The organism is Paenibacillus larvae subsp. larvae (genome assembly GCF_002003265.1).
Classification (GTDB): Bacteria; Bacillota; Bacilli; order Paenibacillales; family NBRC-103111; genus Paenibacillus_H; species Paenibacillus_H larvae.
The window spans coordinates 1,563,103-1,577,651 of sequence record NZ_CP019687.1; the positions used below are offsets into that span (position 1 = coordinate 1,563,103).

14 protein-coding genes are annotated in these 14,549 nt (G+C 45.9%); 2 read left to right on the forward strand and 12 right to left on the reverse strand.

The window, feature by feature from the left end:
- Positions 1–30 precede the first annotated feature (30 nt).
- The 10 genes from BXP28_RS08100 to BXP28_RS08145 all read right to left on the reverse strand — a co-directional run bounded on the left by BXP28_RS08100 (position 31) and on the right by BXP28_RS08145 (position 11,329).
- The gene (locus BXP28_RS08100; RefSeq protein ID WP_023483721.1) at positions 31–1,293 is read right to left on the reverse strand and encodes an adenosylhomocysteinase; all 1,263 of its coding nucleotides are present in this window, start codon (positions 1,291–1,293) and stop codon (positions 31–33) included.
- 22 nt (positions 1,294–1,315) lie between these two features.
- The gene (gene bshC, locus BXP28_RS08105) at positions 1,316–2,953 is read right to left on the reverse strand and encodes a bacillithiol biosynthesis cysteine-adding enzyme BshC (RefSeq protein ID WP_036654779.1); all 1,638 of its coding nucleotides are present in this window, start codon (positions 2,951–2,953) and stop codon (positions 1,316–1,318) included.
- Between the two features lie 174 nt (positions 2,954–3,127).
- Positions 3,128–4,087, reverse strand: coding sequence for an ABC transporter ATP-binding protein (locus BXP28_RS08110; RefSeq protein WP_023483719.1), 960 nt, complete (start codon positions 4,085–4,087; stop codon positions 3,128–3,130).
- Complete coding sequence (locus BXP28_RS08115; protein WP_023483718.1) at positions 4,080–5,117, reverse strand: ABC transporter ATP-binding protein; 1,038 nt, start codon at positions 5,115–5,117, stop codon at positions 4,080–4,082. The genes BXP28_RS08110 and BXP28_RS08115 overlap by 8 nt, the downstream gene beginning before the upstream one ends.
- A 14-nt stretch (positions 5,118–5,131) precedes the next feature.
- Positions 5,132–6,067 (reverse strand): ABC transporter permease, encoded by a 936-nt coding sequence (locus tag BXP28_RS08120; RefSeq protein WP_024094504.1) that lies wholly within the window; start codon positions 6,065–6,067, stop codon positions 5,132–5,134.
- Positions 6,068–6,069: 2 nt separating this feature from the next.
- Positions 6,070–7,002, reverse strand: a complete 933-nt coding sequence (locus BXP28_RS08125; protein WP_036654781.1) for an ABC transporter permease — start codon at positions 7,000–7,002, stop codon at positions 6,070–6,072.
- A 98-nt stretch (positions 7,003–7,100) separates the two neighbouring features.
- Positions 7,101–8,756: a peptide ABC transporter substrate-binding protein gene (locus tag BXP28_RS08130; protein WP_023483715.1), complete on the reverse strand. Its 1,656-nt coding sequence runs from the start codon at positions 8,754–8,756 to the stop codon at positions 7,101–7,103.
- Positions 8,757–9,128: 372 nt separating this feature from the next.
- Positions 9,129–9,533, reverse strand: a complete 405-nt coding sequence (locus BXP28_RS08135) for a DUF3397 domain-containing protein (protein ID WP_023483714.1) — start codon at positions 9,531–9,533, stop codon at positions 9,129–9,131.
- 11 nt (positions 9,534–9,544) lie between these two features.
- Positions 9,545–10,489 carry a ketopantoate reductase family protein gene (locus BXP28_RS08140; RefSeq protein WP_023483713.1) on the reverse strand — a complete coding sequence of 315 codons (945 nt, stop codon included), beginning with the start codon at positions 10,487–10,489 and terminating at the stop codon, positions 9,545–9,547.
- Between the two features lie 186 nt (positions 10,490–10,675).
- Positions 10,676–11,329, reverse strand: coding sequence for an RsfA family transcriptional regulator (locus BXP28_RS08145; protein ID WP_023483712.1), 654 nt, complete (start codon positions 11,327–11,329; stop codon positions 10,676–10,678).
- Between the two features lie 405 nt (positions 11,330–11,734).
- Here BXP28_RS08145 and BXP28_RS08150 point away from each other — a divergent pair, with 405 nt between their 5' ends.
- Positions 11,735–11,968, forward strand: a complete 234-nt coding sequence (locus BXP28_RS08150; RefSeq protein ID WP_036654785.1) for a DUF2626 domain-containing protein — start codon at positions 11,735–11,737, stop codon at positions 11,966–11,968.
- 69 nt (positions 11,969–12,037) lie between these two features.
- Here BXP28_RS08150 and BXP28_RS08155 read toward each other — a convergent pair whose 3' ends face one another.
- Together BXP28_RS08155 and BXP28_RS23240 are read right to left on the reverse strand one after the other, a co-directional pair.
- A complete protein-coding gene (locus tag BXP28_RS08155) occupies positions 12,038–12,829 on the reverse strand; it encodes an SAM-dependent methyltransferase (RefSeq protein WP_257125677.1) in 792 nt (263 codons plus the stop codon).
- Positions 12,829–13,167: a class I SAM-dependent methyltransferase gene (locus tag BXP28_RS23240; protein WP_167552498.1), complete on the reverse strand. Its 339-nt coding sequence runs from the start codon at positions 13,165–13,167 to the stop codon at positions 12,829–12,831. Before BXP28_RS23240 ends, BXP28_RS08155 begins: the two co-directional genes overlap by 1 nt.
- A gap of 280 nt (positions 13,168–13,447) precedes the next feature.
- Here BXP28_RS23240 and BXP28_RS08160 point away from each other — a divergent pair, with 280 nt between their 5' ends.
- A complete protein-coding gene (locus BXP28_RS08160; protein WP_036654788.1) occupies positions 13,448–14,341 on the forward strand; it encodes a coiled-coil domain-containing protein in 894 nt (297 codons plus the stop codon).
- Positions 14,342–14,549 lie beyond the last annotated feature (208 nt).

Genomic DNA, 14,549 nt, shown 5'->3' on the forward strand with positions numbered 1-14,549 from the left:
CCATTTCCAGCAGGGTTTTTATTGCCTCATCTATTCTTCTTTCCAGCTGTCCAAATACTGTTTTTGGGCTTCGCTTAAGCTATCGAGGGAGATGCCGAGGGATTCCAATTTCATCCGTGCAACTTTCTCGTCGATTTCATACGGCACGTTGATGACCTTGCCTCCGATCTCCTTATAGTGTTCATTGATGTACTTGAGTCCCATAGCCTGAAGGGCAAACGTCATATCCATGATCTCTGCGGGGTGCCCGTCTCCAGCGGCCAGATTCACCAGACGTCCTTCAGCCAGCAAGTAGACTTTCTTGCCATTTTTCAACTGATATTCCTCAATGTTTTTACGCACGGTTCGTTTAGAAGAGGCAAGAGCCTCCAGATCCTCTTTATTCACTTCTACATCGAAATGTCCGGCATTGGAGAGAATGGCCCCTTCTTTCATTACCTCGTAGTCTTCCCTGGTAATAATATCCCGGTTACCGGTTACGGTGATAAAGTAATCGCCAATCTTGGCGGCTTCTTTCATCGGCAGTACAGTGAATCCGTCCATGTAGGCCTCAACCGCTTTAATGGCATCCACTTCCGTAACCACCACTTGGGCGCCTAGGCCTTTGGCCCGCATAGCTACCCCTTTTCCGCACCAGCCATATCCTGCAACGACAACTGTTTTACCAGCTACCACCAGGTTAGTTGTCCGGTTAATTCCGTCAAATACCGATTGCCCGGTACCATAACGATTATCAAATAAGTACTTGCAGTAAGCATCATTCACAGCTACCATCGGAAATTGCAGCTGCCCTTCTTTTTCCATGGCTTTTAACCGGAGGATACCCGTTGTTGTCTCTTCCGCGCCTCCGCGGATACCTTCAAGCAGGTCTTGTCTTTCGGAATGCAGGATGGAAATAAGATCTCCGCCGTCGTCAATGATTAAATCCGGTTTGGTTTCCAGCGTTTTCATGAGCAGGGACTTATATTCTGCCGGTTCCGGATTATACTTGGCGTATACGGTAATGCCATCCTCAACCAAAGCTGCACAAACATCATCCTGTGTGGAAAGAGGGTTGCTTCCCGTTATTGCCACCTCTGCACCCCCAGCTTTAATTACCTTGGCAAGATAAGCCGTTTTGGCCTCCAGATGCAGGGAAATCACTACTTTCAGTCCTTGAAAAGGCAGTTCTTTCTCAAACTGCTCGCGGATTCGATTGAGTACAGGCATATGAGCCCTGACCCAATCAATTTTTAAATGCCCCTCCCGCGCCAATGACATGTCTTTGACAATACTTCTTTCCACAGTATTCATGGATGAATCTCCTCCCTATAGACTAAATATAGTAAACACTATGCTTGCCGCCAAGCGGCAATTGTGTTTCTACCAAATCGTTAAGCCAAGCGTTTCCATATTGATTCAGGAAGGCACAGGCATTCAACACACGCTCCTGCGGTTTACCCATGGGCGTCAAGCTTTGTGTGAGACGTTCCCATTGCCGAATTGCTTTATCGTATTTAGTCCGGTGGGCCTGCTCTGTCTTTTCCTCCAAGTAACGGACCTGCTTGAGAATATGATCCATATTGATTTCACCCAGCGTTTTTAATCCTTTATTAATAGCCGAAATCGAGTCCAGAAGAGGATCATATATCTCTTTGAACTGTCTTCTTACCTTTTCAAAATGACCTGGATAGTCCACAGGGCGTTGCTCTCTTAACCATTCTTCTTTACGCGCCTCCAATCCTGCCATGATGTCTTCTTTACGGATTGCATGGGTTTTCATCCATTTATGTACAGAATCGGTCACTAAAGTAACACCCGCACGCGGGATTAGTATGGGCAATTTCATACCAAACAAATGGAAGGCTTCCCTTGTTAATCCCCAGTAAGCAATTTCTGCCCCACCCAGCACAGTACACAGCACAGGAAATAAAAATTCCTGCATAAGCGGTCTTGTCATCACATTGTTGCTAAACCGCTCGGGTGAACAAAAGGCCAGGTCTCCCAGATGGTTCGGCGAATACTTCAGAAAACCGCGTTTATCGGTGAAAATTTCTCCGTCTTTAAATAAAAGCTGCCTTTCACCCGTATCTTCATGAAACAAAAACAAGTGGGCCTGATTTTCTTCAATGGAAACCTGGGGATGATATCCCAGGGCTTTCACCCGGTCCTCCCCGTTTTTCAGAGCGCTGCGAAGTTCCGTATTGCGGGATATCAGCTTCTCAAAAAAGGGACTTTCCAGCTTGCGCAAGTTCGGATCATCCGAGTCCGTAAGAACAAGCCCATATTTTCCGAACAGCTTTGACATCCAGCGCCCAAAAGCAAGGCTTAATGAAGGATCATCTTCCAGCGTGTTCGAGATCTCCAGCAGCAGTTCCCCTTTATGCGGGCTATCCATTAACGAGTGGTCAAGCTGGCGAAGTGCTTTCATCCAGTCACTGGAAGTAACAACAGTCCTGCTAACTGAGGTTCTTACATTTTTCCTCCCGTTAAGCCGGATTTTCTGCAGAGTAAGATTATGTCCAAAATAATACATATGATTCGCCTCATCCCAGTCATGATCTTCTCCGGCTATCCAAAAAACCGGAATAACCGGACAACTGAGCTGGTCTGCTGCCTGTTTTGCAACTTGCAAAATCGTGATGGCTTTATACAGAACGAGCAGTGGACCGCCGAAGAGCCCTGCCTGCTGACCTCCTACAACAGCCAACGCATCTGGAGACTCCAACGCTTCGACGGCTCTCAGGGCTTCCGGCGGCTGATTCAATCTGTGGTTGTATTCCTTAAGCGCCTGAATCAGTGCAGCACGGTCCGCTTGTGCGGTTCCGGAAGAGCGGACCCAGTCTGCCCGGCGCTGCAAGCTGCCTTCTTCCCATGGATTAAAATCATATAACTCCTGCACACGAGTAAAGTGATGGTTGTAATCCTCGGCTAAAGGCTGGCTTTGTGTCCAATGAAATGCTTCCCATTTCAAGATCCTAGCCGCCTCCTATTTAATATAAATAAATAAGTTTCTTCCTTTTAATTGTACACAGGATAAGGAAAATCGTCAAAGTTTCCGCTATGTACCCTATGCTGCTTAGTATCCTGATATTCGGGAAGTAGCCCACAGTTTTAAAAAAACCCGCCCTTGCGGACGGGTTTTCATTCAATTATGAAGATGACAAGCCACAAAATGGCCTGGTTCCACTTCTTTCATCGGCGGCATAGATAGAGCACATTCTTCCATCGCTTTCGGGCAGCGCGTCCGGAAGGGGCAGCCGCTTGGCGGATTTAATGGACTTGGCACTTCGCCTTCCAGAATAATTTTTTCTCTTGTCCGTTCAATTTCCGGGTCCGGAATCGGAATAGCCGAAAGAAGTGAGGCAGTATAAGGATGGAGCGGCTTCGCATAAAGAGCTTCCGAAGTTGTTACCTCTACCAGATGTCCGAGGTACATCACGCCAATCCGGTCAGAGATGTGTTTCACCATCGCCAGGTCATGGGCAATAAACAAATAAGTAAGCCCGTGTTCTCTTTGCAGATCCCGGAACAAGTTTACTACTTGGGCTTGTACCGACACATCAAGAGCGGAAATCGGTTCATCCGCAATAATAAACTGCGGATCGATGGCAAGCGCACGGGCAATTCCGATCCGCTGCCGCTGGCCACCGGAGAATTCATGCGGAAACCGGCTAGCATGTTCCTCATTCAAACCAACTGCATGCAGTAATTCGGCTACCCGCTGTTTACGCTTGGACCCGGAAGCCAGTCCATGAATGTCCAGTCCTTCCGCAATGATGTTGCCGACAGACATTCTCGGGTTCAAGGAAGCGTACGGATCCTGAAACACCATTTGCATATTACGGTTAAATTGTTTCAGTTTTTTTCCGGACAATGTATGAACGTTCTCTCCGTTGAAAAGAACTTCTCCGGAAGTGGCTTTATACAGATTAATAATAGTTCGTCCGGCTGTGGATTTACCGCAGCCCGACTCTCCAACAAGACCAAACGTTTCGCCGCGTTTAATGTCAATCGAGAAGTTGTCCACTGCTTTTAGGACTTTCCCCGACCCCACTACGAAGTGTTTTTTCATTTCACGGACTTGCAGAATCGGTTGTTCAGACATGGACCTTCCCTCCTAGTTCAATCGGACGTTCCACTTTTGGAGCATCAGGATGCAGCAGCCAGCAGGCAGCTGTATGATGATCTGAAAGCTCCGTATATTCAGGGAACTCGTTCACGCACACTTCCATGGCATAAGGGCATCTGGCCGCAAATGGGCATCCCTTGGGAGGAGCAAACAAATCCGGAGGGGTTCCCGGGATTGGAACAAGGTCTTCGTCATGCTGCGTATCCAGGCGAGGGACTGATTTGAGCAGCCCCCAAGTATACGGATGACGGGGGTCATAGAAAATTTCATCCAGTGTGCCTTGTTCTACAACCATTCCCGCATACATAACAAGAACACGCTGAGCCATCTCAGCCACAACACCCAGATCATGGGTGATCAGAATAATTGCAGAATCTACTGTTTCGGATAATTTCTTCATCAAATCGATGATCTGCGCCTGAATGGTCACATCAAGTGCCGTGGTCGGTTCATCAGCAATGAGAAGCTTTGGCGAGCAGGCAAGGGCAATTGCGATCATGACCCTTTGTCTCATCCCTCCGGATAATTCGTGCGGATATTGTTTCACACGGCCTTCCGGATTGGAGATGCCTACTAACTTCAGCATATCAACCGCTTTTTTCATCGCATCCAATTTTGACATATTCTGGTGCTTGATCAGTGTCTCGGCTATCTGTTTGCCTACAGTCATTGTCGGATTAAGAGAAGTCATCGGGTCCTGGAAGATCATACCGATCTCGGAACCCCTGATTTTCTGCATTTGCTTTTCACTTAATTCCGTAATCTCAGTATCACCATCGAACAAAATCGAACCGCTTTTGATGATCGTTGGCGGAGACGGGTTCAGCCTCATCAAGGTTTGAGCCCTTACGGACTTACCGCATCCTGATTCACCAACAATCGCCAGGACCTCTCCCTTATTCAAATGAAACGAAACACCGCGTACCGCTTGAATTTCGCCTGCATGATGTTGGAAGGATACCCGTAAATCTTTGACATCAAGAATGGTCTCTTTTTGTTTACTCATGTTGGTCCTCCCCCTTATTTTCTCATTCTTGGATCCAGCGCATCACGAAGACCGTCACCCAGCAGGTTAAAGCTTAAGAGTACTAAGCTGAAAATAGCTGTCGGGAAAAGCAGGCGGTGCGGGAAGTAGCGCATGGAGTTCGCACCGTCGGAAAGCAGCGAGCCGAGTGAAGCATCAGGCGGACGAAGTCCCAGTCCGATAAAGCTAAGGAAGGCCTCGGCAAAAATAGCGGACGGTACGACAAAAGTAATTTGTACGATAATGATGGCCATTGCATTGGGAATCAGGTTCTTCATTATAATACGCCAGGAGCTTGCACCTAGTGTTTTGGACGCAAGGACATACTCCTGCTCTTTCAGCGCCAGTACTTGACCACGGACAAGACGCGCCATTCCAACCCAGCCGGTAATGGAATAAGCGATGATAATCGTCCATATGCCGGCACCCATAACCATGATCATCAGTACAGTAATGAGAAGATAAGGAATAGAATAAATAATTTCAATGAAACGCTGCATAATGTTATCGATCTTGCCTCCGTAATATCCGGATATACCACCATAGATAACACCGATAATCAAATCAAGAATAGCAGCTACAATCCCAATAAATAAAGATACGCGGGTCCCCCACCAGACACGAGTCCATAAATCACGCCCGAAATCATCAGTTCCGAACCAGTGGTCTGAGCTTGGGGTTTGGTTTTTTGCCGTCAAATCTTGGATATCTGCCTCGTACCCGGAAATCATAGGAGCGATGATGGCAAATAATGTAAGAGTAATCAATATGATTAAGCCGGCCATAGCCAGTCTGTTTTTCTTAAGTCGTCGCCAAGCATCTTGCCAGAACGTTTGTGAAGGCCTGACAATTTGTTCACTTTCCAGCTTTTCTCTGGAAGCCGGGGCAAACCTGTTTGTTGAAGTTGTATCAGATGTTACTGGTGTTTGCATGCTTACTTCCCGCCTTTCCCGAGTCTGATTCCAGGATCTACCAAACCATAAAGCAAATCTGTTACAAGAATAACAACAATTAGTATGGCAGAATAAAAGATGGTCAAACCACAGATCATGGAATAATCATTAGTAGAGATGGAGTTCACAAAGTGTTTACCCAATCCGGGAATTGCAAAGATTTGTTCAACTACTAGAGTACCTGTAATAATGTTGACGAAAATGGGACCGATAATCGTAACTACCGGAAGAATTGCATTCCGGATTGCGTGTTTCACAATGACAGCCGGTTGAGCAAGTCCTTTGGCCTTGGCTGTTTTAATATAATCCATATTGAGCACGTCCAGCATGGAAGTCCTCATCATCCTGGCCAGGATAGCGATCGTACCGAAAGATAGCGCGATAGAAGGAAGGATTTTAAACTTGGGCCCGTTCCACAAGGCTACAGGCAGCCATTCCAGTTTCACACCGATGAAATAAGCAAGCAATGGCCCCAACACAAAAGATGGAATAGATATTCCCACCACTGCGAGGAACATGGCACTATAATCCTGCCACTTATTATGTCTCAAGGCGGCAATGATGCCTAGCAATAAACCGAAAAAAATCGAAATCACAATCGAATAAAGCCCAAGTTCCAAGGAATTAGGGAAAGCTTGTTTGATAATGTCAGTAACCGATTTGGCCGGGAACTGGTAGGATACGCCAAAGTCACCCTGGACCGCTTTTTTCATGTAGATGAGATATTGCTCCCACATTGGTTTGTCAAGCCCGTATTGCTTGAGCAACAGTTCCTTCTGCTGTTTAGGCAGCTTGTTGGCATTCTCACCAAATGGATCACCGGGCAGGTTGTGCATCAGGACGAACGTGAGTGAGATGATGAGCCATAATGTAATGAGCGCATAAATCAATCTGCGCAGAATATATCTGGACACATGGGCCCCTCCCTTAGTGTGTATAAAATCAGGAATCAGAAGGGGACGTTCTCACGAGGTGCGAGCGTCCCCTTCCAATCAATCATGTAATTTACTTATTACTTTACAGAAGTATACTTCAGATCCCACTCCATACCTAATCCCGGCAGCAGAAGGCCTTCAATGTTCTCTTTTACCGCATATGGCTGTGTACGGAAGTATAGTGGAGACAGAGGCATTTCTTCCATCAGAATTTTCTCTGCATCAACGAATTGCTGCGCACGCTCGGCTGGATCTAATTCAACACTAGCCTGCTTGATCAATTCGTCATATTTCGGATTGCTCCAACCGATTTCATTGAAATCACTTCCGGTAATCCACAGATCGAGGAAGGACATCGGATCATTGTAATCGGCACCCCACAGGGCTAGAACCATGTCAAAATCGTGGTTTTTGGACTTCTCCAGACGAAGTGCATGTGGAACCGGCTCAGTTTCAACCTTAATCCCCAAATTTTCGCTCCACTGTGCAACCAGGAATTCAAGCGATTTCTTCGCAGTTTCCGTATCGTCACCCATAAGTTTAAGTGTTGGCATGGAGGATAGCCCGGCCTCTTTCAAGCCTTCTTCAAGAAGTTGTTTTGCTTTTTCTTTGTCCGGTTTTGGCTGGGTATCGCCGGCCGTTTTACGGAATTCCTGACCATTACCATCGTTGGTTCCGAAAGGCACAAATCCGGTGGAAGGCTTGGACCCGTCCTTCAAAACCGTATCCACAAACGCCTGTCTGTCAATGGCCATATCCAGCGCTTGGCGAATTTTCTGATTTTTCAATGCCTCATTTTTAGTTTGGAACATGATGTATGCATTAGTCAGCTCTTTTTTCAGTTTCAGGTCAGGCTTGTCTTTATAACTTTCGTAAGCTTCGCCTTTAAGAATAGTTACATCTGCAGCATTTGTTTCATACATGTTCAAGCTGGAGTTCTGGTCTTTTACAATATTGACAGTTGCTTTGGTCAGCTTTACGTTGTTAGCATCCCAGTATTTGTCGTTCTTCTCCAGGATCAGCTTAGCTTCATGATCCCAGGCAGTCAGTTTGAACGGACCGGCTCCGATAATTTTGTCGAAATCGGCTCCGTACTTGTCGCCATATTTCTCAACATAATCTTGTCTTTGCGGGAAGAAGAGCGGGAATGCAAGCAGGTCCTTGAAGAAAACAACCGGTTTCTCCAGTGTAATTTCAAGCGTTTTGTCGTCAATAGCTTTCACGCCCATAGCTTCCTGTTTGGCTTTAACTTCTTCAGGAGTCTCCGCCTTCATGACATCGCTTCCGCCTTTGATCCAGGCCACCATGAACGCATACTGTGCTTTCGTGCTAGGTTCAACGGTCCGTCTGTAAGAATAAACAAAATCCTGTGCCTTCACAGGCTCACCGTCACTCCACTTAGCGTCGTCACGGATTTTGATTGTATAAGTGAGTTTATCTTCGGAAATTTCAGGCTCTCCCGCAGCCAGAGCAGGCTGCATCTTGCCATCTTTATCTGCACGGTACAAACCTTCATTAAAAGCATTGAGTATGGTAAAGGCCGCTTGCGCAGTCCCTTTGGAACTATCCAGTATAGGAGGTTCCGCAGAGTAGTTAATGTTGATTTCCTGAGGCTTGGAGCTTCCACTTCCATCGCCTGCCCCCTTGCTGTCATTTCCACTACCGCAACCTGCAGCCAGACCGCCTACAAGGGTAAGCACCATAGCTGACGATAGCCATTTTTTCGCTTTCATTTGAGCCCTCCTCTAAAATAGATGTTACTTTTTTCTATATGGTTAAGGCGTTTCGTATTGATCTCCACCATCAACCTCACACCACTAACCCTTTGTTACCTTTCCTGACACAAGTTCCAAAACAACTTTTTTATGTAAAGTATTATAACACAAGGCGGGATAATGTCTACAAAAAAATTAGTAAAAATTCTCTAATCTAGCGGGATAAGCTAATAGATTTATATTTATACGGTTATTTAATTTTTTATTATACAACCAGAGGTTAATAAAATCTATACGAATTTTTTGAAAAATACAAAAGAATTTTCCCCTTTTTCACCTTTATGTTATGAAAACCCTTACTTCACTTTATGAAAAGTCATATTTTTTATGTTATGAAACGGAGCCCGCCAATAGACTCTTGCCAATATTCCATATGAGAAGAGCCGCATACAAGACTGTGAAGCATAGAAAGCTGATTCTCCATGAAATACGGGCCACCTTGGAAAAATCCGCCTTCCCATGCTGCCTGTTCTGGTAGCCTCCAATAAGACCAAATGAGACTAAAACAAACAGCAGCGCCAGCCAAAGGCCAAATGAACTGTTAAAAAGACGATTCCACAGCGAATATACGGAGCCGATCAGCAGAAAAGTAGTTATATCTGCTGAAAGCTTCGTCGCCGTTTTTTTCTTTTTGGACACACCATACAAAATCAGCCAGAATACAAAAAAGGACAGGAACGGCAGCACTGCCATAACGGCATATAAGCTTGTCAGCCAGTCCCATAATGTTTCCACAGGGCCATCACCTACTTTGGTTCTAAAGCTCGTATAAGCTGATATATAGTTTCATTCACCGGCAAGTGAAAACCGTACTTTCTTCCGATGCGCAGCAAACTTCCGTTAATATACTCAATCTCTGTCTGCCTGGCACCAAGCCTGTCCTGCAGCATGGAAGATAAATTGGAAGAAGTATTCTGGCAAACCGAAAGAATTTGCTCCCACATATTCTCTTGAACAGGTATACGTTCAGCCTTCGCACACAGAAGACCTTCCTTATACAAAGAACTCATAAGCTTAAGGGCGGGTTCAGAATGAAGCAGATCGCCATTGGGAACACCAAGAATGGCAGTTACGGGGTTGATTACGGAATTGATCAGCAGTTTATTCCATATCTTTTCATAAATGTTGTTCGACACCAAAAGTTCAATTCCTTCTTTTTTCAAGATTTTTTGTAAACGCTTTATATTTTTTTCCTGATTTTGCTGATTCCCCTTGCGGGCTCCTCCGATATAGGTCCAGCCGTTCCCCGTATGCTCCACCATGGTATCGGAATGCTTTCTGGCCCCCTGGGCCGTTACAGCCAGCAGAAGTTGAGAGGAAGGAATTCCTGATAATAGGCGTTCCTCATGGCCTATTCCATTCTGGAAACAAACAACGGTTGTGTGCGGGGACAACCAGGCTGCTAAAAAAGAGATGAGTTCGTCCTGAATAGCCGTTTGTTTTACCGTAAGAAGCTGATAATCAAACGGCTTTTGGAGCCCCGTCCCTTTTTTCTTCTCCTCAAATGAGACGAAACGAAGATGCTCGCCCTCATAAACAGGTGCTTGCCCCTTTAACTGGAGCCCATCCTTTCGGAGAAGGGCAGCCTGCTCTTTTCTGCGTGTCACCAGTTCAACTGTGCAGCTTGCGGCAAGCTTTCCCGCAAATAAAAGTCCCAAAGAACCTGCTCCGACAATCTGTATCTTCACCATATTTGCACTCTGCCTTTGCAATGCTTTAAAGTTTTATTATATCAAGTTCTCGAAAATCCCGACGATGAAATTTGATTTTAATGATAAGAATAATTCGCTTATTTTACAAGACATGTTCTGGAAAATGCAAAAAATCCTAAAACAGCGAAAACCTTCATTCGCGTGATCTAGGATTTTCCGGATAACCTAATCTATTCTTTCTAAGTTACCATTCGCGTCCATTTTAAAACGCGGCTTGCTTTCCTCATCTTCTTCTACCAAGAAAGCCATTTTTCTCGCACGGTCCATAATCTGGATCAAAGCTTTGTAGTCATCGTTAACTACCCGATAATCGGTTTCCACTTCGTTTACCTGCTTGCTGAGCCTTTCGTTTTCTCTGCGGTACCGTTCAAGTTCCTCCTGCTTTTCCTGAAGCTGTCTTTCCATGTTTTTGAAACTTCGCATTAGCTCCTGTGAAGTATTTTTCCATTGCCGCAAAAACCGGATTACAGCTTCAATCGACATGGCTTCTTCCATCATTACATCATGTTTGCCCGCTGTTCCTTCTACAGGTTCGGCTGTTGCCATAGACATGCTAGAAATAGTAGACATGGCGGCATGCTTTTTGTAGTGGGACTTTTTCTGCCGCTGGGCTTTAGCTATCTGAATAGCCGCTTCGTATTTTTTGCGGACAAAGCTGTTCCAGCGGAATCCGCAGGCTGCGGCCGTACGGCCTATGCGTTCTCCTACTTCTTCAAATGCGGCTAACTGAGTACTTCCCTCCCTAATATGGCGCAGGGTAACCTCAGCTAACATTAAATCATCTTCTTCGCTCCAGGCGTCCTGTCTAATTGCAGACATCGTCAATCCTCCTAATCAGTTCCTACAAGGGCATTGTTACTTGTGTTCATTTGTGAAAATCCATCAGCCGTCTCCCGAGGGACAGGAGAACAGCCACGGAATGCGGATATAATCACACCATTACTGTTATTTCTATGCTCATACTAGATTTCATAGAATCTATTTGATACTATTTGGTATTTCCATTTTTTCGGCGGCTCATACCTCCCTGTACAAAGAAAAAGAAAGTCTTCCATCTTCAGCTAACATTTATTTATTTTCGTCACATTTTTCAGACCATATAGAGCTTCATTTGAAATATTTTATGAATATATGCAAAATGCTGGTTTACAATTTCATTTTAACAAGGGTATAATTGGGAATAGAAAAAATTTGCAGTTCGGTGAGAGAGAGGGGGGTGCAAAGATGGATCGTATGTTTCGGGTACTCGGTTTTTGGACTTTGGTTATTGCCCTGATGAGTTTGGCCGGAGATATGATGGCAATGTCCCTTATTTTCTTCTTCCAAACCGTGATATTTGTCCTTCTGGGCTACTTAAAACTGTCTGAACGCACCTACATACTGGTGTTTTGGGGATATATGGTCATCGCCTTCCTAGGCTTTACTTACTGGTCAGTCTTCAAAATGCCTCTTGCTTAAGCAAAATAGCCGTTACATCGGGAAATGAGATCCGGTTTTGAAAGCCGGATCTCATTTTGTGCTGAAATTCTACACTTTGGCAGCGGTTATTACTTTGAACAGTTCACCCATCCCGTTGCTAAGCAGCAGCTGCCGGATAGCACGGTTTTGCCGTGCTACCGGGCTGAACGGGTCCCGGTAGGTATGATTTTGCAGCCGGTCGAGAATTCCATGCTCGACCATAAACTCCCGCTGCGTCATCAGGCGGGTCCGGTAACCTGCCTCTTCTAGAGTACGAAGGCAGGCGGAAAAATCAACATGACTCGTGATGTCCTGTTCTCCGGGGAACAGGAAGAAGTTGTCATGTGCCTGGTGGCGGCGGTAGCACATCAGGCTCCCGCGCATACGGTGGGGGGCGTACAGTTCTTCGGCGGTATCGCCGTAGTCGATGAGCACCATCCGCCCCCGCAGCAATGCACCGGCGATGCGTTCCAGCCACGCCGGACCCGCCAGGTTGACTTCCGCAACCTGGCCCTCCGCAAGCTTCACGCCTGCCTGTTGCAGATAGGCGTGAAGCCGCGGGTCGCAAAGCGGCATCCACCGCTCTGCGAAAGCCTGCGCCTGCCTATCCCACGTGACCCAGCCCTCTTGGAGGGTACCCTGGTCACAGCGCAGGCGGTATACCGGGAACGCATCAAGCAGTTCGTTGGCAAGCACGATGCTTCCCGGATGCGGCGGTGCCGCAAGCCACTCCTCCTCCGTCATAAACCTGAGACGGTTTTCATGGGCAGCCAGCATGCTTTTCTGGATGGAACGGTGATAGCCGCTCGTCTCAATCATCGTATACCGGACACGATGATAAATCTGCTTATCCGCTCTCATCAGGGCATCCAGCGTATGGGCTGCAAGCTTTCCTTCTCCTCCCCCCACTCCACCACATGGAGCGGACCGGCGGAGCTGCCTGAACACTCGGACCAGTAAGAGAGCATATAAGCAGCCAGACATTCTCCCATGCTCGTCTCGACATAAGAACTTGTGTAAAAATCACCCTCCCGTCCGATTTTTTTGGTGCTGGTCCGATAGTAACCATAAGTCTCATGATATAAACATAGGGACATATAGGTTTCAAAGCGGATAGCCCGTTCCACCGTCTTTTCAATCATGTCACGAAGAATACCGGTTAACGGGGACGTTTCCGTCCCCGAATAAAGTGGACTCATTTGCACTCTCTCCAAATTTGATTTTTCATTTTTAAACCCCGATCTCCTTCCGGAGTGGTATTATAAAAGAAAATGCTGTTACCCAAAGTATCGGAATTCCAGCTTCCGTTTTTTTCCTTTCATCATCACCTTAACAAAAGAGAGGCCGGGTTGCCTAGTTTATTTTTATCAGGTATTGGTTTTGCTCCGGATCTGGTTGGACGTGCCGTTCATTTTTTTGCCCCTGTCTTAATACATATGAAATAGCGGGAATCGGACCGGGGGGGGGGACCGTGTACATATGAGATTGTGTTTACGAATTCGCTGGATCTGTATATTTTTGATTCTACCGTCTCTTTTTTCAGGATATTCAACAGCAGCAGCCAAAATGGGCTCTTCGGAAGTATTTCAAAAGGGGCTGACAATTTATGAAATCGACCGCGAGCTGGAACGGCTGGTTGAACAGGACGAAAAACTAGAGCAGGAAATTTCCGCCACTGACAACAAGATAGAACAAAAACAAAAGGATATCAAAATAACGAGAGAGAGGGCCAAAAAGGTAGTTAAGGCTTATTATATGGGAGGTCAGACTTCCCTATGGCAGGCGGTGCTTGAGGCTGATTCCTTCCAGAATGCTTTCATTCGGTACAGGTACATCCGGCAAATTTTCAAGCGTCAGGACAAAATATTGTCGGATTATGCGGATGATGTCCGAGAGCTTACCAATACCAGTAAAAATCAGCAGAAAGCCAAATTAAAACTGGAAGAAACCAGACAGCGGTACCTGGCGCAAAAAAAAGAACTTCTGGCCAAACAGCAGGAACTGGAATTACTGCTGAAAAACAGCGGTATGCAAAAAGAGTTGGAGGAACAAATCGGGCAGCTTAATAAGAAATGGGAGACAGAGGGACTTCCCCTGTTCAAGACTTATTTCAAAGAACTCGCAAGAACCATGAAAGACCTGCCTGAGCTGGTTACGCAAGACCGCAGTAAACATCTGAAACTAAATGGATTCAGTACTCAATTCGAGCTCACAGACAGTAATTTGAATAATTTTCTGCGCTCCAAAAACAATTTATTTTCCCATCTGACTTTCCGATTCAAGGAAAACCAAGTTGTAGCAGAAGGCAAAGATAAAGATGTCCAGATGACAATCAAGGGAACCTATAAGCTGGAAGAAGATTCGGGGGAATAGGTCATTGCCTTTCATCTGGAAGATTTGGTCTTCAACGGATACTCCCTTCCACTTTCCACCCGAAGAACGTTAGAGGAAGATTTTGATCTTGGATTTTATCCTAAGCTGATGGTTTCCTTCATCAAGGTTTCGGACGTGAAAGTATCGGATGGAATGCTGAATCTTAATTTCAAATTTTCTTTATAGACAGCAAAAAACCGGAGCTTTG

Bases quoted from the DNA above. Each gene is read 5' to 3' on its own strand.
- BXP28_RS08145 (WP_023483712.1), bottom strand. From the start codon at position 11,329: ATGTCTGCAATTAGACAGGACGCCTGGAGCGAAGAAGATGATTTAATG.
- BXP28_RS08115 (WP_023483718.1), bottom strand. From the start codon at position 5,117: ATGAGTAAACAAAAAGAGACCATTCTTGATGTCAAAGATTTACGGGTA.
- BXP28_RS08130 (WP_023483715.1), bottom strand. From the start codon at position 8,756: ATGAAAGCGAAAAAATGGCTATCGTCAGCTATGGTGCTTACCCTTGTA.
- BXP28_RS08100 (WP_023483721.1), bottom strand. From the start codon at position 1,293: ATGAATACTGTGGAAAGAAGTATTGTCAAAGACATGTCATTGGCGCGG.
- BXP28_RS08120 (WP_024094504.1), bottom strand. From the start codon at position 6,067: ATGCAAACACCAGTAACATCTGATACAACTTCAACAAACAGGTTTGCC.
- BXP28_RS08110 (WP_023483719.1), bottom strand. From the start codon at position 4,087: ATGTCTGAACAACCGATTCTGCAAGTCCGTGAAATGAAAAAACACTTC.
- BXP28_RS23240 (WP_167552498.1), bottom strand. From the start codon at position 13,167: ATGAGTCCACTTTATTCGGGGACGGAAACGTCCCCGTTAACCGGTATT.
- BXP28_RS08160 (WP_036654788.1), top strand. From the start codon at position 13,448: ATGAGATTGTGTTTACGAATTCGCTGGATCTGTATATTTTTGATTCTA.
- BXP28_RS08155 (WP_257125677.1), bottom strand. From the start codon at position 12,829: ATGAGAGCGGATAAGCAGATTTATCATCGTGTCCGGTATACGATGATT.
- BXP28_RS08150 (WP_036654785.1), top strand. From the start codon at position 11,735: ATGGATCGTATGTTTCGGGTACTCGGTTTTTGGACTTTGGTTATTGCC.
- BXP28_RS08140 (WP_023483713.1), bottom strand. From the start codon at position 10,489: ATGGTGAAGATACAGATTGTCGGAGCAGGTTCTTTGGGACTTTTATTT.